Genomic DNA, 23,855 nt, shown 5'->3' on the forward strand with positions numbered 1-23,855 from the left:
GTACGAGGACTTGTGCCCGGCGCGCCGAGAGCACGCACCTGACGCCGCGGGGCCGCCCTTCGGGCGACGACGGGAGTGTGACGACAGGACCTAGAGCAGGGAGCGGAGGCGGAGCAGGTCGCGGAAGCCGGCTTCCAGCCTGACCCGGCCCGAGGCCCAGGCCTTCGCGAAGTTCAGGTCTCCGCCCACCATCGCCACAAGGTCGTCGCCGGTCATCGCGAGCCGGATCTGAGCCTTGGCCGGCGGCGGGCCCGACACCGTGGACTGGACCTTGATCCGGCCGTCCGTGAGGCGGCCCGTGAAGGTGGTGTCCAGGTCGGTGATGTGGCAGCTCAGGGTGCGGTCGAGCGCGGCCGCGCCGCGTACGTCCCCGTCCGCCCGCGCGAGGTTGTCCGAGAGTGTGTCGAGTGCGTCGCGGCACTCCGTGATCGTCGCCATCGCCTTCGACCGTACCCCAGGGGTTCGCGGTAGCGTCGGGACCATGAACGACGCGATGGCCGAGCCCGAGCCCGTGGACGAGATCTCCGAACCCGAGGCGTCGGACACGGCGGCCCCGCGAGGCGGCGCCCACGAGCCCGCCGCGGCCGCGCCGCTGGAGGTCGTTCGGGAGCTCACCGGGCACCCCGGGGTCGACGCCCGTCTGGCGCGTCTCGCCGAGGTGGACGACCTCCCGGCGGACGGACACCTGGAGGTGTACGAGGATGTACACCGTGGACTGCGCGCCGAGCTGACCTCGCTCGACGCGCACCCCGCCCCTCGTCCGTACGAAAACAGGAGCTGAACCGAACGTGGCAGGAGTGGCACGCCGCCGTCTCGACGCCGAGCTGGTCCGGCGCAAGCTCGCGCGCTCGCGCGAGCACGCCAGCCAGCTGATCGCCGCGGGCCGGGTGACCGTCGGCAAGACCGTCGCCACCAAGCCCGCCACCCAGGTCGAGACCGCCGCGGCCATCGTCGTCGTCCAGGACGACTCCGATCCCGACTACGTCTCGCGCGGCGGTCACAAGCTCGCCGGGGCCTTCGAGGCCTTCGTCCCGCTCGGGCTGAAGGTCGAGGGCCGGCGCGCCCTGGACGCCGGGGCCTCCACCGGTGGCTTCACCGACGTCCTGCTGCGGGCCGGCGCCGCCCATGTCGTCGCCGTCGACGTCGGCTACGGGCAGCTCGCCTGGTCGCTGCAGAGCGACGAACGCGTCACCGTGAAGGACCGTACGAACGTACGCGAGTTGACAGTCGACGCGATCGACGGCGTGCCCGTCGACCTGGTCGTCGGCGACCTCTCGTTCATCCCGCTCGGCCTCGTCCTGCCCGCCCTCGCGGCCTGTACGGCGCCCGACGCCGACCTCGTCCTGATGGTGAAGCCGCAGTTCGAGGTGGGCAAGGAGCGGCTCGGCACGGGCGGAGTCGTCCGAAGCACCGAACTCCGCGCCGACGCCGTGAAGAACGTCGCCCGGCGTGCCGCCGAGCTCGGCCTCGGCGTCCTGGGCGTCACCGCGAGCCCGCTGCCCGGCCCCTCCGGCAACGTCGAGTACTTTCTGTGGCTGCGGGCAGGCGCGCCCGCGCTGGATCCGGCGGATGTCGACCGCGCCGTGGCGGAAGGACCTCGTTGAGCTCAACGGCAGCAGCATCAGAGACCGCACCACGTACCGTCTTCCTGCTCGCACACACCGGCAGGCCGGCCGCCGTGCGCAGCGCCGAACTGGTCGTCCTCGGACTGCTGCGCTGCGGCATCGGCGTCCGCGTCCTGGAGGCCGAGGCGGAGGACCTTCCGCTGCCGCCGTCCGTCGAGAAGGTGAAGGAGGCCTGCTCCGACGCCCTCGACGGCTGTGAACTCCTCGTCGTCCTCGGAGGCGACGGCACCCTGCTGCGCGGCGCCGAGTTCTCCCGCGCGTCCGGCGTCCCGATGCTCGGCGTCAACCTCGGCCGCGTCGGCTTCCTCGCGGAGGCCGAGCGGGACGACCTCGACAAGGTCGTCGACCGGGTCGTGACGAAGGCGTACGAGGTCGAGGAGCGAATGACCCTCGACGTCGTCGTGTACGAGAACGGCGACGTCCTGCACCGCGACTGGGCGCTCAACGAGGCGGCCGTGCAGAAGGTGTCCCCCGAACGGATGCTGGAGGTCGTCCTCGCGATCGACGGGCGCCCGGTGACCGGCTTCGGCTGCGACGGGGTGATCTGCGCGACACCGACCGGGTCGACCGCGTACGCCTTCTCGGCGGGCGGCCCGGTCGTCTGGCCCGAGGTCGAGGCGCTGCTCATGGTCCCGATCGGGGCGCACGCCCTGTTCGCCAAGCCGCTCATCACCACCCCCGAGTCGGTGCTCGCCGTCGAGGTCGAGCCGCACACCCCGCACGGGGTGCTGTGGTGCGACGGGCGGCGGACGGTGGAACTCCCGGCGGGAGCGCGGGTGGAGGTGCGGCGGGGTGCCGTGCCGGTCCGGCTCGCCCGGCTCCACCACGCCTCCTTCACGGACCGGCTCGTCGCGAAGTTCGCCCTGCCCGTGTCCGGGTGGCGGGGCGGGGCTCGCTGACGTACGCGCCCCGTCCGCTGCCCCTGACGGGGGCGCTCGCTCACGTACGCCCCCGGTCGGCAGGCTCCGGCGGGAGCGAACGAGCGGCGCGCCGGAGAGTTACGCCCGGGGGTGATGTCGCATCGCACCAGGGAAACCTCGTATGGTCTGGGGCGTGCTGGAGGAGATGCGGATACGGTCGCTCGGGGTCATCGACGACGCGGTGGTCGAGCTGTCGCCCGGCTTCACCGCGGTGACCGGTGAGACCGGTGCGGGCAAGACCATGGTGGTGACCAGTCTGGGCCTGCTGCTCGGCGGCAGGGCCGACCCGGCCCTGGTGCGGATCGGCGCGGCCTCGGCCGTCGTCGAGGGGCGGATCAGCGTGCCCGCGGGCGCGCCCGCCGCCGTGCGCGCCGAGGAAGCCGGGGCGGAGCTGGAGGACGGGGTGCTGCTCGTCAGCCGCACCGTCTCGGCCGAGGGACGCTCGCGCGCCCACCTCGGCGGGCGCTCGGTGCCCGTCGGGCTGCTCGCCGAGCTCGCCGACGAACTCGTCGCCGTCCACGGCCAGACGGACCAGCAGGGCCTGCTCAAGCCGGCCCGGCAGCGCGGGGCGCTCGACCGGTACGCGGGCGAGGCCGTCTCCGTGCCGCTCGCCGCCTACGCGGAGGCGTACCGGCGGCTGCGTGCCGTCACCGGCGAACTCGACGAGATCACCACACGGGCGCGGGAGCGGGCCCAGGAGGCCGATCTGCTGCGGTTCGGGCTCGGTGAGATCGAGGCGGTCGCCCCGCGGGGCGGGGAGGACACCGAACTCGCCGCTGAGGCGGAGCGGCTCGGGCACGCGGAGGCCCTCGCCTCCGCGGCCGCGCTCGCGCACGCCGCGCTCGCGGGCGTTCCCGAGGATCCCGAGTCCGTCGACGCCACGACCCTGGTCGCGGGCGCGGGCCGGGCCCTGGAGTCCGTACGGTCGCACGACCCTGCGCTCGCCGCGCTCGCCGACCGGATGGGGGAGATCTCCATCCTCCTCGGCGACGTGGCCACCGAGCTCGCCGGATACGCCGACGACCTGGACGCCGACCCGCTGCGGCTCGCCGCGGTGGAGGAGCGCCGGGCGGCGCTCACCCAGCTGACCCGGAAGTACGGGCGGGACGGTGAGGGCATGGTCGCCGTCCTCGCCTGGGCGGAGGAGAGCGCCGGCCGGCTCGGTGAGCTGGACGGCGACGACGACCGCATCGGGGAACTCACCGCCGAGCGCGACCGGCTGCGCGACGATCTGTCGGCGCTCGCCCAGCAACTCACCGACGCCCGTACGGAGGCCGCCGACCGGTTCGCCGGCGCGGTCACCGCGGAACTCGCCTCGCTCGCCATGCCCCACGCGCGCGTGTCCTTCGACATCCGGCAGACCGAGGACCCCGAGGGCGTCGAGGTCGGCGGCCTCCGGGTCGCCTACGGTCCCTCCGGTGCCGACGAGGTCGAGCTGCTGCTCGCCCCGCACCCCGGGGCCCCGCCGCGGCCGATCGCCAAGGGCGCGTCCGGTGGTGAGCTGTCCCGCGTGATGCTCGCGGTGGAGGTCGTCTTCGCCGGGGTCGACCCGGTGCCGACGTACCTCTTCGACGAGGTCGACGCGGGCGTCGGCGGCAAGGCGGCGGTCGAGATCGGCCGCCGGCTCGCCAAGCTCGCCAGGACCGCGCAGGTCGTCGTCGTCACCCATCTGCCGCAGGTCGCGGCCTTCGCCGACCGGCAGCTGCTCGTCGAGAAGACCAACGACGGGTCGGTGACCCGGTCCGGCGTCACGGTCCTGGAGGGCGAGGAGCGCGTACGGGAACTGTCCCGGATGCTCGCCGGCCAGGAGGACTCCGAGACGGCCCGGGCGCACGCCGAGGAACTGCTGGCGACGGCGCGGGCGGACGTCTGACACCGGTCGGACCGGCCGGGCGACCGGCCGGTCAGCCTGGTCGGTCGGGGCGATCGGTCAGCCTGGTCGGTCATGGGCGATCGGGAGGTGTGGGGGCGGGTGGGTCGCCACTGCGCGGAGAGAGGGCCCCGGGGGCGTGTGAGTCCGCCTTGTGCGCTCACCCGAGTGGGTGAACCCGCGGTGGGGGTCCCGGTGCCGTACGCCTTCCGTACAGGGGAACGACGCCACTTCGGTGCCGGAACGTGCGTACGGTCGGCGGTACGGGCTGGCATCCTTGGGCGCGTGACACAGCTCCGTACGGTCCAAGTGCTGGGCGGCGGCAGCGCGGGCAGCAGCGCTCACGTCCGATCACTCGCCTCGGGGCTGGTGGCGAGGGGTGTGCGGGTGACCGTGTGCGCCCCGCCCGAACTCGACCGCGTCTATGACTACCTGGGCGCCGGTGCACACTTCGTGCCGCTGCCGCGCCTCGGCGACCCCGCGACGGTCGCCGCACTCCGTAACGCCTGCATCGGCGCCGACGTGGTCCACGCGCACGGCCTGGAGGCGTCCGTGCGGGCCGCGCTCGCGCTGTCCGGCTGCGGGGGCGGCGATCGTGCTCCGCTCGTGACGACCTGGGACAGTCGGAACCAGGCCCGCGGGGCGGCGCAGGGCGGGGTGCTGCGGCTCCTGGAGCGAAGGACCGTGCGGGCCGCGACCGTTGTCCTCGCCACCTCCTCCGAGCTCGTCGACCGGGCCCGCCGCCGTGGGGCCCGGGACGCCCGGCTCGCGCCCGTCACGGTCCCGCCCGCGCGCGGGCCCGTCTGCCTCCACGACGGCAAGGCCCGGGCCGAACTGGGCGCGGTCGACCGGCCGTTGCTGATGGCGGTCGGGGCGCTTGAGCGGGGCCGGGGGTACCGGACGCTGCTCGACGCGGCCCGGTCCTGGCGGGAGCTCGATCCACAGCCGCTCCTCGTCATCGCGGGGGAGGGACGCGAACGGGCCGCCCTCCAGCGGCGGATCGTGGCCGAGGGGCTGCCCGTGCGGCTGATCGGGCGGCGAGAGGACATCGCCGAGCTGCTCGCGGCCGCCGATGTGGCGGTGCTTCCCTCGCGGTGGGAGGCGCGGTCCCTGCTCGCGCAGGAGGCGCTGCGGCTCGGTGTGCCGCTGGTCGCCACGGCGGTGGGCGGCGTACCGGAACTCGTCGGCGACGCGGCGGAGCTGGTGCCGTACGGGGACGCCGAGGCGCTCGCCCGGGTGGTGCGCGGGCTGCTCGACGACGCGGAGCGGCGGATGGACCTCGCGGCGGCGGGACGGGTGCAGGCCGGGACCTGGCCCACGGAGGACGAGACGGTGGCACACGTGCTGAGCGTCTACGACGAGCTGGTGGGGCGGTAGTCGCGGCCCTCGCGAGGGGCCTGCCCCACCGCCCTCCGCGAGGCGGGTGGGGGCAGGCCCCCACCGCCCCGTGGGCCGCTACGGCGTGTGGCGGCGGGCCCTCAGGGCCAGGGAGAGGGCCAGGACGGTCTGGGGGTCGTCCAGGTCCGTGCCCAGGAGGTCGGAGATGCGGGCCAGACGGTTGTACAGCGTCTGGCGGTTGAGATGGAGCTCCCGGGCCGTTTCCGCCTTGCGGCCCGCGTGCGCCAGGTACGTCTCCAGCGTCGGCAGGAGCGGCGGGCGGGACGTGCGGTCGTGGTCCCGCAGGGGGCCGATCGCACGGTCCACGAAAGCCGCGAGGACCGTGTCCCCGTGGAAGTGCAGCCGCCACAGCAGCAGGTCGATGTCGAGGCGCCGGGCGTCGTACCAGGGCAGGTCCGAGAGGCCCTGCGCGGCCGTCGCCGTCTCCGCCGCGTGCCGCAGCCCCGCCGAGGCCGCCGCCCAGCTGCCCGCGACACCCACCACGACGACCGGCGGATGCACCCCGGCGCGTTCGAGGCCGGCGCGCTCCACGCCCGCGCGCAGCGCCGCCGCGACCCGGTCCGCGACCGCCGTGCGCTCCGACTCCGAGCGCAGGCCGAGCAGCAGCGGCACCCGGCCCTCGACCGGGCGGACGCCCAGGAGGACCGGGACACCCACGGACGACAGCTCCTCCAGGACCGCGCGGGCCAGGAGGGCCCAGTTGCCCGACGGGGAGAGCTCCGAGGCCAGCCGCATCACCACCGGCAGGAGCGGGCCGTCGCCCGGCTTGAAGCCCAGGACCCGGGCCTGTGCCGGGGCGTCCTCGGCCGTGATCCGGCCCTCCGCCAGGTCCGTCAGGAAGTCGCCCCGGCCGCGCGCCGCCAGCTCCTCCTCCTGGCGCGCCTGCATGAGGACGACCGCGAGGAGGCCCGCCGCGCGCTCGGCCGCCATCCGGTGCACGGGGGAGAGGGCGCCGGAGACCGAGAGCAGGACGAGACGGGCCCGTACCGAGGACGTACCGGGGCCGCCGCCGGGCACGTCCACCAGGACCGCGCCGGTCGGCGGGCCCGATTCGCGGGCCGCCCGGCCGCCGCGCAGCCCGTCCCAGACCTGCAGCGGGTCGGCGGGCGCGGACTCGGTGCCCGCCGCGTACAGCAGCTGTCCGTCGGCGGTCTCCAGGAAGACGGGGTTGGCCGCGAAGTCCGAGAGGATGCGCAGGACCTGGGGGATCCCGCCGCCGCCGAGCAGTGCCTCCGTGCACTGCCGGTGGACCTCCTCGGCCTGTCGCAGGAGCGCGTAGTGACCGTTGACGATCTCGGTGTGGATCTCCTCCGTCACCGCCACGAACGGGACCTCGCGGTGCAGCTGCACCAGGGGCAGACCGGCGGCCCGCGCGGCCTCCACTATCGTCGAGGGGAGACGGGCGAAGCGCGGCCCCAGCTCCACCACGAGCGCCGCGATGCCCCGGTCGGCGAGCCGCCGCACGAAGGCACGCTGTTCCGCCGGCCGGGTGCCGAGCCCGAGGCCCGTGGTCAGCAGCAGTTCACCGCCCTTGAGCAGCGACGCGATGTTCGGCACCTCGCCCGCGTGCACCCAGCGCACCGTGCGCTGCAGCCGGTCCGCGCCGGCCACGACCTCCGGGAGCCCGCTGCGCAGGCCCGGGAGTTCGAGCGCCCGCTGCACGGTGATTCCGCCCTGATCGTCCATGGAGCCGGACGCTACCCGCGTCCGTGATCCGGCGACATCACCCCACGGTCACGGGACCGGACGGTTCGTCGCCGAGGGCGACAACTCGTCCACTCGCGGCGGTAATTGCGCGACCCGGTGTCGAGTGTGTCCTGCGTCACCTCCGGCGAGCCACCTCAGGCGGCCGGGACGATGTTCTGGTTGAAGCGGAACACGTTGTCGGGGTCGTACGCGGCCTTCACGCCGGCGAGCCGGCGGTAGTTCTCCTCGCCGAACGAGGAGACCACGCGCTGCTCGCCCTCGGCGCCGACGAAGTTCAGGTACACCGAGTCGATCGCCCACGGCCGCACGTCCGCCCGCACGTCCCGCACCCACTGGATCTCGGCCTCGTCCATCGCCGGGTCCTCCCAGGTCGCGAACGGGTGCACCGCCCAGGGCGCGGCGCGCCACGGCTGCGGGTAGGGCGCGGCCCCGGCCGTCACCGCGCCGCCCTGCACGAACAGCACGTGCTGGGTGGCCGCGGGCAGCGGAATCCCCGCGCCTCGCTCGCAGAACAGGTCCACGGCCTCGTCCGGGAAGGCGGTCAGGTACTCGGCCGACCAGTAGTTCCGCAGCCCGGGCGGGTCGTCGAGCATGGACTGCAGCTCCGCGTACGGGATGTCCATGACGATCTCGATCACCGGCTTCAGGGCGAACAGCGGCGCCGCCAGCTCCCGTACCTCCTCGACCGGCCCCGCGTACGTCAGCAGGGTCCCGCACAACAGCCTGCCGACCAGCTCCTCCGGGACGAACGGCTCGGGCGGCGCCGGCAGGTAGATCGCCCCGCCGCCCACCTCGTCCGGGGCGGCGACGGCGATGTCCCGGAAGGTGCGGACCACCTCGGGCGCGGAGTCGGGCAGGAAGAACAGCATCACGATGCTCATACGCGGCAGCTCGTGCAGCCGCAGCGTCAGCGAGGTCGCCACCCCGAAGTTGCCGCCGCCGCCGTGCAGCGCCCAGAACAGGTCGGGGTGCTCCTCGGCGTCGGTGTGGACGTGCTTCCCCTCGGCGGTGATCAGGTCGGCGGCCAGCAGGTTGTCGCTGGCGAGGCCGAACTTCCGCTCCAGCCAGCCGGACCCGCCGCCCAGCGTGAAGCCGCCGATCCCGGTGGTGGAGACCCGCCCGCCGGTGGTCGCGACGTGGAACGGCTGGCAGGCGTGGTCCATCTGCCCCATCGTCGTCCCGCCGCCGACCCGAACCGTCATGTTCTCCGGGTCCACGACGACCGTGTGCATCCGCCGCAGGTCGACCACGAGGGAGCCGTCGATGACGGAGGTCCCGGCGACGCTGTGGCCGCCGCCGCGCACGGCGATCGGGAGGTCGCAGGCGCGGCCGAAGAGGATCGCGTTGGACACGTCCGCCTGGCTCTCGCACTGGGCGATCACCGAGGGACGGTGGTCGATCATGCCGTTGTGGAGGGTGCGGGCCGCGTCGTAGCCCGGACCGCCGGGGATGATCACCTCGCCGGCCAGGTCGTCGACAAGCCCTGCCAGGGCGCTTTCGGAGATGTGGGGACCCATGGGAGCCCCCTTTCGTACGGGGGACGGGACCTTCTCATCCTAGGTCCGGGCACCCTCCCCCGCGCGGGACCGCGGCAGCGGTCCAGCGAGGGGGAGGCCCCCGTCCGGTACGGGGGCACGTCACGCCGCGCGCGGGGGCGCGTCAGGCCGTCCTGCGCGGGGGGCGTCAGCCGCCGTACGCCCCGCTCGCCGTCAGGCGCAGGGCCGTGTCGATCAGGGGCACGTGGCTGAACGCCTGCGGGAAGTTGCCGACCTGCCGCTGGAGCCTGGGGTCCCACTCCTCGGCGAGCAGCCCCAGGTCGTTGCGGAGCGCGAGCAGCCGCTCGAAGAGCGAGCGTGCCTCGTCGACCCGGCCGATCATCGCCAGGTCGTCGGCCAGCCAGAACGAGCAGGCGAGGAACGCGCCCTCGTCGCCCTCCAGGCCGTCGACGCCGGCCTCCTCGCCGGAGGTCGGGTAGCGGAGCACGAAACCGTCCTCCGTGGACAGCTCGCGCTGGATCGCCTCGATCGTGCCGATGACCCGCTTGTCGTCCGGCGGCAGGAAGCCCATCTGCGGGATCAGCAGCAGCGAGGCGTCCAGCTCCTTGGAGCCGTACGACTGCGTGAAGGTGTTCCGCTCGGGGTCGTAGCCCTTCTCGCAGACGTCCCGGTGGATCTCGTCGCGCAGCGCGTGCCAGCGCTCCAGCGGGCCGTCCGCGTCCCCGGACTCGATCAGCTTGATCGTGCGGTCGACGGCCACCCAGGCCATCACCTTGGAGTGGACGAAGTGCCGGCGCGGGCCGCGGACCTCCCAGATGCCCTCGTCGGGCTGGTCCCAGTGCTTCTCCAGGTAGTTGATCAGCTTGATCTGGAGGAGCGAGGCGTAGTCGTTGCGGGACAGGCCCGTCATGTGCGCGAGGTGGAGGGCCTCGGTGACCTCGCCGTATACGTCCAGCTGGAGCTGGTTGGCGGCGCCGTTGCCGACCCGGACCGGGCCCGAGTTCTCGTAGCCGGGGAGCCAGTCGAGCTCCGCCTCGCCGAGCTCCCGCTCGCCGGCGATGCCGTACATGATCTGCAGGTTCTCCGGGTCGCCGGCGACCGCGCGGAGCAACCAGTCCCGCCAGGCGCGGGCCTCCTCCCGGTAGCCGGTGCGGAGCATGGAGGAGAGGGTGATCGCCGCGTCGCGCAGCCAGGTGTAGCGGTAGTCCCAGTTGCGGACGCCGCCGATCTCCTCCGGCAGGGAGGTGGTCGGCGCGGCCACGATGCCGCCGGTCGGCGCGTACGTCAGCGCCTTCAGGGTGATCAGGGAACGGATCACGGCCTCCCGGTAGGGGCCGTGGTACGTGCAGTGCTCGACCCACTCGCGCCAGAAGTCGGCGGTCGCCTCCAGGGAGCCCTCGGGGTCCGGAAGCGCCGGCGGCTCCTTGTGGGAAGGCTGCCAGGACAGCGTGAACGTGATCCGGTCACCGGGGTTCACGGTGAAGTCGGAGTACGTCGTGAGGTCCTTGCCGTGCGTCTCGGCGTCGGTGTCCAGCCACACCGAGTCGGGCCCGGCGACGGCGACCGTACGGTCCCCGACCTTGTGGACCCACGGCACGATCCGGCCGTAGCTGAACCGCATGCGCAGCGAGGAGCGCATCCGGACCCGGCCGGAGACGCCCTCCACGATCCGGATCAGCTGCGGGGCGCCGTCGCGCGGCGGCATGAAGTCGGTCACCCGGACCGTCCCGCGCGGGGTGTCCCACTCGGACTCCAGGATCAGCGAGTCGCCCCGGTAGCGGCGCCGGTCGGCCGGGGCCGGCTCGGCGTCGGCGGGCATGGCGGGGCCCACCCGCCAGAATCCGTGTTCCTCGGTGCCGAGCAGCCCGGCGAAGATCGCGTGGGAGTCGAATCGGGGGAGACACAGCCAGTCGACGCTGCCGTCGCGGCAGACCAGGGCGGCGGTCTGCATGTCTCCGATGAGTGCGTAATCCTCGATGCGCCCGGCCACGTGCTTCACTCCAGTCGAACGGCCACGTCCGCCCCGCGGGGCGCTTGCTCAGATGCGCCGGCTGGGTGTGTCAGCCGGGTCTGCGTGTGTCAGCGGTCAAGGGATCTTCGACGAGCTCTTGGTCCGGGTGACGGGCGGGGTGATGCCGCTGGCCGGCCCGCTCGGCGGGCAATGTCCGAGCAGGATACGTCGCACCCTAGTGACCCGGTGATCACGCCGGTAACGGCGTTGCTCCGATCAGGTGAACGAGTCCGGTTCGCCGGTGGAAGGTCCGCCTGTCGTGCGGGCAGGCACGGTCGGAACGCCTGCCGGAAGATCCGGCGGGCATCCTGTGCGTCGCAGGTGAGAGACAGTGAGAACTCCTCCCTTCCGCCCGGTGGGAGGCCGCTCCCCCCACCCGGTAGGGGACCCTTCCCCGGATCCGCCGGGAGACTCCGCCCACCCCGGGGTCGCCGTCCGTGAACACCCGACTGCCGCGTGTGGCCGGAAGCGGCCTCCCGATGTCGCTGATACCCTGGTACCCCGTGGACCGGTGGGAAACGGCGACAGCCGAGGACCCCGAAACCGCAGCGACGGCACCCCCCGATTCTTCCGGAGGGGACGCCGGTACGCACCTCCAGAACGCGACCACGGGAGCCCCCTCTTGGCGATGCCGCCCAAAACCACGACGACCAAGCACATCTTCGTCACCGGGGGTGTCGCCTCCAGCCTCGGCAAGGGCCTGACCGCCTCCAGCCTGGGTGCGCTCCTCAAGGCCCGGGGCCTGCGGGTCACGATGCAGAAGCTCGACCCGTACCTGAACGTCGACCCGGGCACGATGAACCCCTTCCAGCACGGCGAGGTGTTCGTCACCAACGACGGCGCCGAGACCGACCTGGACATCGGCCACTACGAGCGCTTCCTCGACGTCGACCTCGACGGCTCGGCCAACGTCACCACCGGCCAGGTCTACTCGCAGGTCATCGCCAAGGAGCGGCGCGGCGAGTACCTCGGTGACACCGTGCAGGTCATCCCGCACATCACCAACGAGATCAAGTCCCGGATCCGCCGCATGGCGACCGACGACGTCGACGTCGTCATCACCGAGGTCGGCGGCACGGTCGGCGACATCGAGTCGCTGCCGTTCCTGGAGACCGTCCGCCAGGTCCGCCACGAGGTCGGCCGCGACAACGTCTTCGTCGTGCACATCTCGCTGCTCCCGTACATCGGCCCCTCCGGCGAGCTGAAGACCAAGCCGACCCAGCACTCCGTCGCCGCGCTCCGCAACATCGGCATCCAGCCCGACGCCATCGTGCTGCGCGCCGACCGTGAGGTCCCCACCTCCATCAAGCGCAAGATCTCGCTGATGTGCGACGTCGACGAGGCCGCGGTCGTCGCCGCCATCGACGCCAAGTCGATCTACGACATTCCCAAGGTGCTCCACACCGAGGGCCTGGACGCGTACGTCGTCCGCAAGCTCGACCTGCCGTTCCGCGACGTGGACTGGACGACCTGGGACGACCTGCTCGACCGCGTCCACAACCCCGACCACGAGGTCACCGTCGCGCTCGTCGGCAAGTACATCGACCTGCCCGACGCGTACCTCTCGGTCACCGAGGCCATGCGGGCCGGCGGCTTCGCGAACAAGGCCCGCGTCAAGGTCAAGTGGGTCACCTCCGACGACTGCAAGACCCCGGCCGGCGCCAAGAAGCAGCTCGGTGACGTCGACGCCGTCCTCATCCCCGGCGGCTTCGGCGACCGCGGTGTGAGCGGCAAGGTCGGCGCGATCCAGTACGCCCGCGAGAACAAGGTGCCGCTGCTCGGCATCTGCCTCGGCCTCCAGTGCATCGTCATCGAGGCGGCCCGGAACCTGGCCGACATCCCCGAGGCCAACTCCACCGAGTTCGACCCGGCCACCGCGCATCCCGTCGTCTCGACGATGGAGGAGCAGCTCGCGTTCGTCGAGGGCGCCGGCGACCTGGGCGGAACGATGCGCCTGGGCCTGTACCCGGCGAAGCTCGCCGAGGGCTCGATCGTCCGTGAGGTCTACGGCGACCAGCCGTACGTCGACGAGCGCCACCGTCACCGCTACGAGGTCAACAACTCCTACCGCGCGGAGCTGGAGAAGAAGGCCGGTCTGGTCTTCTCCGGCACCTCCCCGGACAACAAGCTCGTCGAGTACGTCGAGTACCCGCGCGAGATCCACCCCTACCTGGTCGCCACGCAGGCGCACCCGGAGCTGCGTTCGCGCCCGACGCGTCCGCACCCGCTCTTCGCCGGTCTGGTGAAGGCGGCCGTGGAGCGCAAGACGGGCAAGCCGGCCGAGTAGTCGCCGCGCGTTAACGTTGCCGGGGTACGGGTCCTGACGGATCAGTACCCCGGTTTTCGTGTGTGGGAGGACGCAGATGGAGTTGAAGGACACCCCGGAGGAGTGGCGGGTCGTCGCGACGACGACCCCTTTCCAGGGAAACAAGACGAGTGTCCGCACGGACGACGTGGTCATGCCGGACGGCACGGTGGCGCGCCGCGACTACCAGGTCCACCCCGGCTCGGTGGCCGTCCTGGCCCTCGACGACCAGGACCGGGTCCTGCTGCTCAAGCAGTACCGGCATCCGGTGCGGCAGAAGCTCTGGGAGATCCCGGCGGGACTCCTCGACGTGCCCGGCGAGAACCCGCTGCACGCCGCCCAGCGCGAGCTCTACGAGGAGGCGCACGTCAAGGCCGAGGACTGGCGGGTCCTGACCGACGTCTACACGACTCCGGGCGGCTGCGACGAGGCCGTACGGATCTTCCTCGCGCGCGGGCTCTCCGAGGCGGAGGGGGAGCGGTACGAGGTCTCCGAGGAGGAGGCGGACATGGAGCTGGCGCGGGTGCCGCTGGCAGAGCTGGTACGCGGGGTCCTGGCGGGGGAACTGCACAACAACTGCCTGGTGGTGGGAGTGCTGTCGCTGGCGGCGGCGCGGGCGGGCGGGGGTGTGGGGGAGCTCCGGGCGGCGGATGCGGCTTGGCCGGCGCGACCGTTCGAGGCGTAGCGCGGGGGCCGGGGGTCTGAGATTTGTGGATTCGGGGTCTTACGGCCCCGGGCCCCGCAGGAGAGGCCCGACTGCTGGGCCCCTGACACCCACCCGGGTCGTCGCCCCCCGTTGCGGGCAGCGGTTCCGCCGGGGCCGTGCCCGCTCCCCACGCCTCGTTGTGGCCCTCCGCCCCGCCGAAGCGGCTCCCACCCTCGCCCACTCCGTCGTGGGCATTCGTTCCTCCCCCAAGGACTTCGTCCAGGGGGACCCCCAAGCGGGACGATCGCCCGCACGGCGGGGGTGGCGGGCGCAGCCCGTGCGGTGGGTGGTGCCGGTGCGGGTCGCTCCGGGAGGGTGTGTGGTGTGAAGATCCGCTGATCCGATCGGGGGACGTGTTCGTCGTGCTCCGCCAGGTCCGGTGCGCGCCCTGAACTACGCTCGTGATCGCCCGTGCGGAGCCCCCACGCGGGATCGGCTCGTGCGCAGGTGGACGGGAGCGTGGCCCGTGACGGATCAGGCGGTGGCGGCGGCCGGCAGCCGGCAGTTCTTCGGCCGACAGCGGGAGTTGAAGGCCCTGCGCGCCGACATCGAGCGGACCGGCCTCGACACCCTCACCGGCCGTAAGGCACCCCGCGCCCGTGTCCTCCTCGTCGCGGGCAAGCCCGGCTCCGGACGTACCGCGCTCGCCGAGGAACTCGCCGCCGGACTCTCCGACCAGTACCCCGACGGGATCTTCCGTGCCCGGCTCACCGAGCCCGGCGGCGACCCCGTGCCCACCGCCCGCGTCGCCCAGGAACTCCTCGCCGTGCTCGGGGTCGCCGAGCCCCCCGGCGCCGCCGAGGACGAGCTGACCGAGCTGGTCCGCACGGCGCTCGGGGAGCGCCGTGCGGTTCTCGTGCTCGACGACGCCGTCGACGCCGAGCACGCCGATCCGCTCATCCCCGACAACCCCGATTCCCTGGTGATCGGGGTCGCCAGGGGACCGCTCACGGGGATTCCCGACGTACGGCCCTGCACCCTCGGCGGGCTGGACCCCAAGTCGGCCATCGAGCTGCTCACCGCCTTCACCGGCTCCGTACGCATCACCGTCGATCCGCAGGCCGCCGAGACGCTCGTCGAGGAGTGCGGCGGGCTGCCCGCCGCGGTCGTGCTCGCCGGCGGCTGGCTCTCCACCCGGCCCAAGGCGTCCGTCGCCGACCTGGCGAAGCGGTTGCGTGCGCTCAGTGGCGATCCGCTGACACGTGCCTTCTCGCTCGCCCACGAGGCGCTGCCCGCGACCGCCGCCCGGATACTGCGCTACCTCTCCCTCGCGCCCCTCGGCCGGGCCGACGCCCACACGGCCTCCGCCCTGGCCGGCTGCTCCGTCTCGGCCGCCGCGACCACCCTCGCCGACTTCGCCGCCCTGGGGCTCCTCGAGTGCGGCGAGGACGGGCAGTACGAGGTCCCCGGCCATCTCGTCCCCCTCCTTCGCGCTCAGCTGGAGGAGCGCGACCGGCCCGCCGAGGTGCAGCTCGCCCGGGCCCGGATGCTGGAGCGGACCGTACGGCTCCTCCAGTCCTGCCGTGCGGTCACCGAACCCGAGGGCTCGCCGGCCCGCCGGAAGCTGGCCGGTCTGCCGCGCGCCCTGCGTTTCCCCCACGCCGCCGCGGGTGCCGACTGGCTGCGTTCCCGGCAGTCGTTCCTGCTGGCCTCCGCCCGGCTGGCCGTTGCCGACGGGGAGCTGGACACACTCGCCCGCCGGCTCGTCGCCTCCCTGGTCAGGGCGCTCGCCGCGCACCGGGGGGCCGAGGCGGCGGCGCCCCAGTTGTACGGGCTCCATCAGCTGGTCCTGGACGTGGCAGAGCGGCGCGGGCTGCACCGGGAGCGGGCCGCAGCGCTGCTGAACCTGGCCGACCTCGACGCCCGTACCGGCAGGACGAAGGAGGCTCTGCTGCGATATCGGTCGGCTTTGGATGCCGGACGCGCAGCAAATGACCCGTACGCGACCGGTCGCGCAATGGAATCCGTAGGTGGCTCGTATCAGGAGCTGGGGGACTGGCAGCGGGCCGGCGACTGGTACGGGCGGGCTCTCGCCCAGCGCCTCGCCCGGGACGAGCGAGCGGATCAGGCCAGGCTGTACGCCCGCCTCGGCGCCGTACATACCTACGCGGGCCGGTACGGAGAAGCCCTGCGGAACTGGCGGGCCGCCGCGGCCGGCTACCGGCGGCTCGACGATCTCCCGGGCTACGCGCGGGCGTTGAGCGAGGCCGCCAGGGTCCAGGAGTACGCGGGACGGCCCGAGGAATCCCTCCGGACCTGCGAGGAGGCCGTCGAGTGGGCCAGGCGTGCCCAGGACACCCGGCTCCAGGCCGCGCTCCAGCTGCGGCTCGCCGACACCCTCGACCGGCTCGGCGACCCGGCCGCGGCCCGGCTGCACCGGTCCGCAGCCGAGAGACTGCTGGAAACGGAATCTTCTGCCTACGAAATCCGCAGTGGGTCGATCGAAGATTAGTACTTTGAAAGGCTAGACAGCGGGAACTCCTTCATTAGACTGGGTGCGCCGCGTTCGAACGTGGTCTGCCCCGGTGCGCCGCAGTGCATCCGGGTATGTATCGCAGTGCCCCATGTATCCCCCCTGATTCAAGGACCGTGATCGACGATGAAGGTCGGCATCCCCCGCGAGGTCAAGAACAACGAGTTCCGCGTGGCCATCACCCCCGCCGGTGTCCACGAGCTCGTCCGCCACGGCCACCAGGTCTTCGTCGAGCAGAACGCCGGTGTCGGCTCCTCGATCACGGACGAGGAGTACGTCGCCGCCGGCGCCGAGATCCTCCCCACCGCCGACGAGGTCTGGGCCACCGCCGACCTGCTGCTCAAGGTCAAGGAGCCGATCGCGGAGGAGTACCACCGCCTCCGCAAGGACCAGACGCTCTTCACCTACCTGCACCTCGCCGCCTCCCGCGAGTGCACGGACGCGCTCCTCGAGTCCGGCACCACCGCCATCGCGTACGAGACCGTGGAGACCGCGAACCGCGCCCTCCCGCTGCTCGCCCCGATGTCCGAGGTCGCGGGCCGCCTGGCCCCGCAGGTCGGCGCCTACCACCTGATGCGCTCGGTCGGCGGCCGCGGCGTCCTCCCCGGCGGCGTCCCCGGCACCCATGCCGGCGAGTGCGTCGTCATCGGCGGCGGCGTCTCCGGCTGGAACGCCACCCAGATCGCCGTCGGCATGGGCTTCCACGTGACCCTGCTCGACCGTGACATCAACAAGCTCCGCGAGGCCGACAAGATCTTCGGCACCAAGGTGAAGACGATCGTCTCCAACGCCTACGAGCTGGAGAAGGCCGTCGTGGAGGCCGACCTCGTCATCGGCGCCGTCCTCATCCCGGGCGCCAAGGCCCCGAAGCTGGTCACCAACGAGCTCGTCGCCAAGATGAAGCCCGGAAGTGTCCTTGTCGACATTGCGATCGACCAGGGCGGCTGCTTCGAGGACTCGCACGCGACCACCCACGCCGAGCCGACCTTCCAGGTCCACAACTCGGTCTTCTACTGCGTCGCCAACATGCCGGGCGCGGTTCCGAACACCTCCACCTACGCCCTCACCAACGCCACGCTGCCCTACATCGTGTCGCTGGCGAACAACGGCTGGGCCGAGGCGCTGCGCCGCGACGCCGCGCTCGCCCTGGGCCTCAACACCCATGACGGCAAGGTGGTTTACAAGGAGGTCGCCGAGGCGCACGGCCTGGAGCACGTCGAGCTGAACACCCTCCTGGGCTGACCCTCGCGGCGCCGCCGTCAACGCGTGCCGTCAATGCCGCACACCCGGCCGGACCTTGTTCGACAAGGTCCGGCCGGATGTGTGTCCGGACCCGGCGGAACGTTCGGCCAACTCGCCTCGAACGTAACCCTTTAACCGTTTCGCACACCCCTGAAACGTGTGGATGCATGCCTGCGCACCCTTGACAGAGAGGTGTTCGGTTGCCGACACATCGGGCCGGGTCCGGCGGATTGTGTTGCTGCGGAGCGGTGACACGCCATAGAGTCGCCAACCGTCGGCATGGTGCCACGCTGACCTATCGATAAATGTTCCTGGTGACATCCAAGGAGGTAAGACGACTTGTGAATGAGTCGACAATTACTCCCGGGAGCGGTGCGCCAGGTGCTCCGATCGGCTCCGTCGCGGTGCGGACCTTCGCGACGCACCAGCCCATGACGACAGCCCACACGATGAAGACGATGGACGGCCTACACGTGAACGCCACGGCCGGCAACGAGATGGGCCGAGAGTCCACCCACTTCGCCGCCTTTGACGAGGTGCCCGAGGGGCACTTCTACGACCCCGACGCCGAGTACGAGCCCGACCCCGAGTACGCGGCCACCCTCGCACCCGACGCTGCCCGCCAGCGCCGCGAGCGGATCGGCCCGACGGGACGGCCCCTGCCGTACTTCCCGATCCCCGGTCCCCTCACGGACCACGGACCCGCGAAGATCATCGCGATGTGCAACCAGAAGGGCGGCGTCGGCAAGACCACGTCGACCATCAACCTGGGTGCCGCGCTCGCGGAGTACGGACGACGGGTCCTGCTCGTCGACTTCGACCCGCAGGGAGCCCTGTCGGTCGGCCTCGGCGTGAACCCGATGGAGCTCGACCTCACCGTCTACAACCTGCTCATGGAGCGGGGCATGTCGGCGGACGAGGTCCTCCTCAAGACCGCCGTACCCAACATGGACCTGCTGCCGAGCAACATCGACCTCTCGGCCGCCGAAGTCCAGCTCGTCAGCGAGGTGGCGCGCGAGTCGACGCTCCAGCGCGCCCTGAAGCCGCTGATGAACGACTACGACTACATCGTGATCGACTGTCAGCCCTCGCTCGGCCTGCTGACCGTGAACGCCCTGACGGCGGCTCACAAGGTCATCGTGCCGCTGGAATGCGAGTTCTTCGCGCTCCGCGGAGTGGCGCTGCTCACCGAGACCATCGAGAAGGTCCAGGAGCGGCTCAACCCCGAGCTGGAGCTCGACGGCATCCTCGCCACGATGTACGACTCCCGTACCGTGCACAGCCGTGAGGTCCTCGCGCGCGTCGTCGAGGCCTTCGACGACCACGTGTACCACACGGTCATCGGGCGGACGGTGCGCTTCCCGGAGACCACGGTCGCCGGCGAGCCCATCACCACGTACGCCTCCAACTCCGTGGGCGCCGCCGCCTATCGTCAGCTCGCCAGGGAGGTGCTCGCCCGGTGTCACGCCGAGTGAGTCTGCCCGGGGCCGACGAACTCTTCCGTACGACCGGGGGGACGGCGCTCCAGGCGTCCGCACCCCGCCGGGCGGTCCCGGCACCCGCGGCCGAGAGCGACACGACGGCGGCCGAGGGCTCCGCGGAGCACACGGCGGCGGGCTCCGAGGCCTCGGAGCCGCGCGCCCGGACGGCGGAGCCCGAGGGTGCCGCCGCTCCGAAGCCCGCGACGCCCACCGCCGCGGTGCCCGCCCCGGCGGCGGCACGGCGGCGCGGCGGCCGGGCCCCGAACCGGCGGCCCAGCGGCCGTGAGCGTCACGACGAGAAGATCACGGTCTACGTCTCCGCCGAGGAGCTGATGGACCTGGAGCACGCCCGTCTCGTCCTCCGGGGCGAACACGGTCTCGCCGTGGACCGGGGCCGGATCGTCCGGGAGGCCGTCGCGGTCGTCCTGGCGGACCTGGAGTCACGCGGCGACGCGAGCATCCTCGTGCGCCGTCTGCGCGGCCGCTGACGGTAGCCTGCGGGCTGCCGCGCTCCCCGTTCTCCTGGACCTCCATGCACCACGCCTCTGACGAAACGTCCCGTCCGCCACGCCGCCGCGCCCTGGGCCGCGGCCCGGGCGAGCCGGAGGGGCCGGCTGCCGCTCCGGCGGCGTCGACGGGGGACACGGGGGACACGGGGGACACGGGGGACACGGGGGACACGGGGGCTTCCACCGCCCCCGACGCCCCCACCGCCCCTGCCGACCGCGGGGTCGCGGAGGAGGCCGGGGCCGCGTCCCGGCCCGAGCCGGATCCCGTGGTCGTGTCCGGGCGTGAGGCCCTGGCTCCGCTGCGTGTCGAGCCCGACGTCGCGCCGGGGGCCGAGCCCGAGCCCCAGCCCGTGGCCGCGTCCGGGCCTGCGGTCGCGTCCGGGCCCCAACCCGTGGCCGCGTCCGGGCCCGAGGGCCCGTCTGCGGGCGTACCCGCGGGTGACGGCGGGGACGGGCGGTTCACCGTGCGGCTGGCCAATTTCGAGGGGCCCTTCGATCTGCTGATCCAGCTGATCACCAAGCACAAGCTCGACGTCACCGAGGTCGCCCTCTCCCAGGTCACCGATGAGTTCATGGCGCATCTGCGGGCCCTCGGGCCCGACGGGGATCTCGACCAGACCACCGAGTTCCTCGTCGTCGCCGCCACCCTGCTCGACCTCAAGGCCGCCCGGCTGCTGCCCGCCGCAGAGGTCGAGGACGAGGCCGACCTCGCGCTCCTGGAGGCGCGCGACCTGCTCTTCGCCCGGCTCCTCCAGTACCGCGCGTACAAACGCATCGCGGCGATCTTCGAGGAGCGCTGGGAGGCCGAGGGCCGCCGCCATCCCCGTACCGTCGGACTCGAACCCCACCACGCCGAGCTGCTCCCCGAGGTCGTCATCTCCATCGGCGCCGAGGGTTTCGCCAGGCTGGCCGTCAAGGCGATGCAGCCCAGGGCCGAGCCGCAGGTGTACGTCGACCACATCCACGCCCCGCTCGTCAGCGTCCGCGAGCAGGCCGCCGTGGTCGTCTCGCTGCTGCGGGAGCGCGGGACGGCGCTCTTCCGGGAGCTCATCGAGGACGTCGGCGACGACACCCTCACCGTCGTCGCCCGCTTCCTCGCCCTCCTGGAGCTCTACCGGGAGAAGGCCGTCGCCCTCGACCAGGAGACCGCCCTGGGGGACCTCACGGTCTCCTGGACCGGCGGGGAGACGGATCCCGCGGGGGCCGTGACCGACGAGTTCGACCAGGAGAACACCGCATGAGCGACCTCAAGCCCTCTCTCGAAGCCGTCCTCATGGTCGTCGACGAGCCCGCCACCGAGGTGCATCTCGCCAAGGTCCTGGAGCGCACGCCCCGCGAGGTGGCCGACGCGCTGCGCGAGCTGGCCGACGAGTACACCGTCCAGGGCCGCGGCTTCGAGCTGCGACAGGTGGCCGGGGGCTGGCGCTACTACACCCGTGCCGCCCACGCCGCGGCCGTCGAGGCCTTCGTCCTGGAGGGCCAGCAGGCCCGGCTCACCCAGGCGGCCCTGGAGACCCTGGCGGTCGTCGCGTACCGCCAGCCGGTCAGCCGTTCCCGGGTCTCCGCGGTCCGCGGAGTGAACTGCGACGGCGTGATGCGGACCCTCCTCCAGAGGGGTCTGGTGGAGGAGACGGGCGCGGAACCCGAAACAGGTGCGATCCTGTACAGGACGACGAACTACTTCCTGGAGCGGATGGGCCTGCGTGGCCTGGACGAGCTCCCCGAGCTCGCGCCCTTCCTCCCCGAGGCGGAGGCGGTCGAGCCGGACTCACTGGAAGGGGTCCCGTCGTTCGATCCGGATGCACCGGATCGTGAGGACGACGACGACAAGACGGAAGTTTGATGCGAAGCAGCAGCGGCAGGAACAGCAGCGGAAACAACGGCGGGAGCCGTGGTGGCAACAGCGGCGGCCGCGGCGGCAGCAGCGGTGGCGGCCGTGGTGGCAGCGGCGCCGGCGGTGGCGGCTACCGGGGCTCCGGTGGCGGCAGTGGCAGCGGTGGCGGTGGCGGTCGTGGTGGCAGCGGCGGTGGCGGTGGTTACCGCGGCGGCAGCGGCTCCGGCAGCGGCGGTGGCGGTGGCTACCGTGGCGGCAGCGGCAGCGGCTCCGGTGGCGGTGGCTACCAGGGCGGCGGTGGCGGTGGCGGCTACCAGGGCGGCGGCCGTGACGGCCAGAAGAGCCCGAGCAACCCCCGTCGGCCTCGCCCCGAGGAGCGCTCCTACGACGTGAGCCCCCCCGCCGAGGCCCCGAAGAAGGGGCGCGGCTCCGCGGCCCGCGGCGGCGCCAAGGGCGGCCCCAAGGCCCCTCAGGGCGGCATGCCGCCCCGTCGTGGCCCGCACGGCCAGCGCCAGGCCCCGGCCCGCTCCCGTGAGCTCGACGCCAAGATCGAGCAGCGCAACCGGGAGCGGTACGAGAACCGGCCGGAGATCAAGACCCCGAAGACCTTCCCCGGCGCCGAGCAGGAGGGCGAGCGGCTGCAGAAGGTCCTCGCCCGCGCCGGCATGGGTTCGCGGCGTGCCTGTGAGGAGCTCATCGAGCAGGCCCGCGTCGAGGTCAACGGCGAGATCGTCCTGGAGCAGGGCAAGCGCGTCGACCCGGAGAAGGACGAGATCAAGGTGGACGGCCTGACCGTCGCCACCCAGTCGTACCTGTTCTTCGCGCTGAACAAGCCGGCCGGCGTCGTCTCCACCATGGAGGACCCGGACGGCCGCCAGTGCCTCGGCGACTACGTCACCAACCGTGAGACGCGTCTCTTCCACGTCGGCCGGCTCGACACGGAGACCGAGGGCATCATCCTGCTCACCAACCACGGCGAGCTGGCCCACCGCCTCACGCACCCGAAGTACGGCGTGAAGAAGACCTACCTGGCCGCCATCACCGGCCCCCTGCCCCGCGAGGTCGGCAAGCGGCTCAAGGACGGCATCCAGCTGGAGGACGGCTACGCCAAGGCCGACCACTTCCGCGTGGTCGAGCAGACCGGCAAGAACTACCTGGTCGAGGTCACGCTGCACGAGGGCCGCAAGCACATCGTGCGCCGCATGCTCGCCGAGGCGGGCTTCCCGGTCGAGAAGCTGGTCCGTACGGCCTTCGGCCCGATCGGTCTGGGCGACCAGAAGTCGGGCTGGCTGCGCCGGCTCACCAACACCGAGGTCGGCATGCTGATGAAGGAAGTCGGCATGTAAGGCCCCGAGGCCCGCAGGCCCCGGCCTGCCCCTCTCCGCGGAAGCCCGCGACCGTCCGTCGGTCGCGGGCTTCCCCGTTCTGGTACGGCCTCGGGGACCATCGGACGCCATCCGCTGTGCCGCTGTGCCCCAGGTCGTTACCGGGGCGACGGCTCACGGGGGCCTGGTTCGGGGCACCCCGAAGCAGAGGAGTGCCCCGTGGGCAAGGTGGTCATGTACAGCTCGGTGTCGGTGGACGGCTTCGTCGCGGACGACAACGACCGGCCGGGACCGCTGTTCGCGTGGTTGTCCAGCGGTGACGTCCCGTTGGACGAGAGCGGCGTGCTGAAGGTGTCGCAGACGTCGTACGACTACACCCGGTCGTACTGGGACCGGATCGGGGCGACCGTCGTCGGCCGCCACGTCTTCGACCTGACCGACGGCTGGGACGGGAAGCCTCCGGGCGGTATCGACCACGTGGTCGTCGTGACGCACCGGCCGGAGCCCGAGGGCTGGGACCGCGAGGCGCCGTTCCACTTCGTCGACGGCGTCGAGGCAGCCGTGGCGAAGGCGCAGGAGCTCGCGGGTGACCGCATCGTCGAGGTCGCCGCGGGCGACGTCGGCGGCCAGGTGCTTGCCGCGGGCCTGGTCGACGAGGTGCGCATGGACGTCGTACCCGTCGTGCTCGGGTCGGGCAAGCGCTACTTCGGGTCGGTCCACGCGCAGCACCTGCTGGAGGATCCTGACGTGGTTCAGGGCGACCGGGTGCTTCACCTGCGCTATCGGGTGCGCCGCTGACCTGTCCGAGCGGGTGCGCCGCCGGCGCGGGCTGATCTACGACGGACCGCGCGCCGCCGTGCCGAAGCCACGCCCTCCCTGCAGGGTCGAAAGCCGCGCCCTCCCCGCCGTGCCGAAAGCCGCGTGCGCGGCGGGCGTGGCGCCGTGCTTTTCGG

At 72.6% G+C, this 23,855-nt stretch carries 19 protein-coding genes; 15 read left to right on the forward strand and 4 right to left on the reverse strand.

Going from position 1 to position 23,855, the window contains the following annotated elements; genetic code table 11:
• Positions 1-90 precede the first annotated feature (90 nt).
• Positions 91-438 carry an SCP2 sterol-binding domain-containing protein gene (locus tag ACZ4XX_RS29625; RefSeq protein ID WP_468510930.1) on the reverse strand — a complete coding sequence of 116 codons (348 nt, stop codon included), beginning with the start codon at positions 436-438 and terminating at the stop codon, positions 91-93.
• 43 nt (positions 439-481) lie between these two features.
• Between ACZ4XX_RS29625 and ACZ4XX_RS29630 the strand changes: the two genes are divergently transcribed.
• The 5 genes from ACZ4XX_RS29630 (at position 482) to ACZ4XX_RS29650 (ending at position 5,792) form a co-directional block, all read left to right on the forward strand.
• Positions 482-781 carry a hypothetical protein gene (locus ACZ4XX_RS29630; protein ID WP_468510931.1) on the forward strand — a complete coding sequence of 100 codons (300 nt, stop codon included), beginning with the start codon at positions 482-484 and terminating at the stop codon, positions 779-781.
• Between the two features lie 7 nt (positions 782-788).
• Positions 789-1,604: a TlyA family RNA methyltransferase gene (locus tag ACZ4XX_RS29635; RefSeq protein WP_468510932.1), complete on the forward strand. Its 816-nt coding sequence runs from the start codon at positions 789-791 to the stop codon at positions 1,602-1,604.
• Complete coding sequence (locus tag ACZ4XX_RS29640; RefSeq protein WP_468510933.1) at positions 1,601-2,524, forward strand: NAD kinase; 924 nt, start codon at positions 1,601-1,603, stop codon at positions 2,522-2,524. Before ACZ4XX_RS29635 ends, ACZ4XX_RS29640 begins: the two co-directional genes overlap by 4 nt.
• Before the next feature lie 142 nt (positions 2,525-2,666).
• Positions 2,667-4,418 (forward strand): DNA repair protein RecN, encoded by a 1,752-nt coding sequence (gene recN / locus ACZ4XX_RS29645; RefSeq protein ID WP_468510934.1) that lies wholly within the window; start codon positions 2,667-2,669, stop codon positions 4,416-4,418.
• A 282-nt stretch (positions 4,419-4,700) separates the two neighbouring features.
• Positions 4,701-5,792, forward strand: coding sequence for a glycosyltransferase family 4 protein (locus tag ACZ4XX_RS29650; RefSeq protein WP_468510935.1), 1,092 nt, complete (start codon positions 4,701-4,703; stop codon positions 5,790-5,792).
• Between the two features lie 78 nt (positions 5,793-5,870).
• On the opposite strand, the gene ACZ4XX_RS29655 is transcribed toward ACZ4XX_RS29650, so the two are convergent.
• The 3 genes from ACZ4XX_RS29655 to ACZ4XX_RS29665 all read right to left on the reverse strand — a co-directional run bounded on the left by ACZ4XX_RS29655 (position 5,871) and on the right by ACZ4XX_RS29665 (position 11,006).
• A complete protein-coding gene (locus tag ACZ4XX_RS29655) occupies positions 5,871-7,499 on the reverse strand; it encodes a PucR family transcriptional regulator (RefSeq protein WP_468510936.1) in 1,629 nt (542 codons plus the stop codon).
• A gap of 155 nt (positions 7,500-7,654) precedes the next feature.
• On the reverse strand, positions 7,655-9,037 hold the full coding sequence (locus ACZ4XX_RS29660) for an FAD-binding oxidoreductase (RefSeq protein WP_468510937.1): 1,383 nt from the start codon (positions 9,035-9,037) through the stop codon (positions 7,655-7,657).
• Positions 9,038-9,203: 166 nt separating this feature from the next.
• Positions 9,204-11,006 (reverse strand): glycoside hydrolase family 15 protein, encoded by a 1,803-nt coding sequence (locus ACZ4XX_RS29665; protein WP_468510938.1) that lies wholly within the window; start codon positions 11,004-11,006, stop codon positions 9,204-9,206.
• A 649-nt stretch (positions 11,007-11,655) separates the two neighbouring features.
• On the opposite strand from ACZ4XX_RS29665, the gene ACZ4XX_RS29670 reads away from it, so the two are divergent.
• The 10 genes from ACZ4XX_RS29670 (at position 11,656) to ACZ4XX_RS29715 (ending at position 23,700) form a co-directional block, all read left to right on the forward strand.
• A complete protein-coding gene (locus ACZ4XX_RS29670) occupies positions 11,656-13,314 on the forward strand; it encodes a CTP synthase (protein WP_468510939.1) in 1,659 nt (552 codons plus the stop codon).
• Between the two features lie 76 nt (positions 13,315-13,390).
• The gene (locus ACZ4XX_RS29675) at positions 13,391-14,017 is read left to right on the forward strand and encodes an NUDIX domain-containing protein (RefSeq protein ID WP_468510940.1); all 627 of its coding nucleotides are present in this window, start codon (positions 13,391-13,393) and stop codon (positions 14,015-14,017) included.
• Between the two features lie 487 nt (positions 14,018-14,504).
• Positions 14,505-16,490: a tetratricopeptide repeat protein gene (locus ACZ4XX_RS29680; protein ID WP_468510941.1), complete on the forward strand. Its 1,986-nt coding sequence runs from the start codon at positions 14,505-14,507 to the stop codon at positions 16,488-16,490.
• A gap of 147 nt (positions 16,491-16,637) precedes the next feature.
• Positions 16,638-17,753, forward strand: coding sequence for an alanine dehydrogenase (gene ald / locus ACZ4XX_RS29685; RefSeq protein ID WP_468510942.1), 1,116 nt, complete (start codon positions 16,638-16,640; stop codon positions 17,751-17,753).
• Positions 17,754-18,202: 449 nt separating this feature from the next.
• A complete protein-coding gene (locus tag ACZ4XX_RS29690) occupies positions 18,203-19,228 on the forward strand; it encodes a ParA family protein (RefSeq protein WP_037637819.1) in 1,026 nt (341 codons plus the stop codon).
• A complete protein-coding gene (locus ACZ4XX_RS29695; RefSeq protein ID WP_468510943.1) occupies positions 19,213-19,722 on the forward strand; it encodes a hypothetical protein in 510 nt (169 codons plus the stop codon). The genes ACZ4XX_RS29690 and ACZ4XX_RS29695 overlap by 16 nt, the downstream gene beginning before the upstream one ends.
• Before the next feature lie 44 nt (positions 19,723-19,766).
• Positions 19,767-20,984: a segregation and condensation protein A gene (locus ACZ4XX_RS29700; RefSeq protein WP_468510944.1), complete on the forward strand. Its 1,218-nt coding sequence runs from the start codon at positions 19,767-19,769 to the stop codon at positions 20,982-20,984.
• A complete protein-coding gene (gene scpB / locus ACZ4XX_RS29705; protein WP_468510945.1) occupies positions 20,981-21,586 on the forward strand; it encodes an SMC-Scp complex subunit ScpB in 606 nt (201 codons plus the stop codon). Before ACZ4XX_RS29700 ends, scpB begins: the two co-directional genes overlap by 4 nt.
• Positions 21,586-22,923, forward strand: coding sequence for a pseudouridine synthase (locus ACZ4XX_RS29710; protein WP_468510946.1), 1,338 nt, complete (start codon positions 21,586-21,588; stop codon positions 22,921-22,923). Before scpB ends, ACZ4XX_RS29710 begins: the two co-directional genes overlap by 1 nt.
• A 198-nt stretch (positions 22,924-23,121) precedes the next feature.
• Positions 23,122-23,700 carry a dihydrofolate reductase family protein gene (locus ACZ4XX_RS29715; protein WP_468510947.1) on the forward strand — a complete coding sequence of 193 codons (579 nt, stop codon included), beginning with the start codon at positions 23,122-23,124 and terminating at the stop codon, positions 23,698-23,700.
• Positions 23,701-23,855 lie beyond the last annotated feature (155 nt).

The sequence above is a fragment of the Streptomyces sp. NPDC029956 genome, from assembly GCF_055574655.1.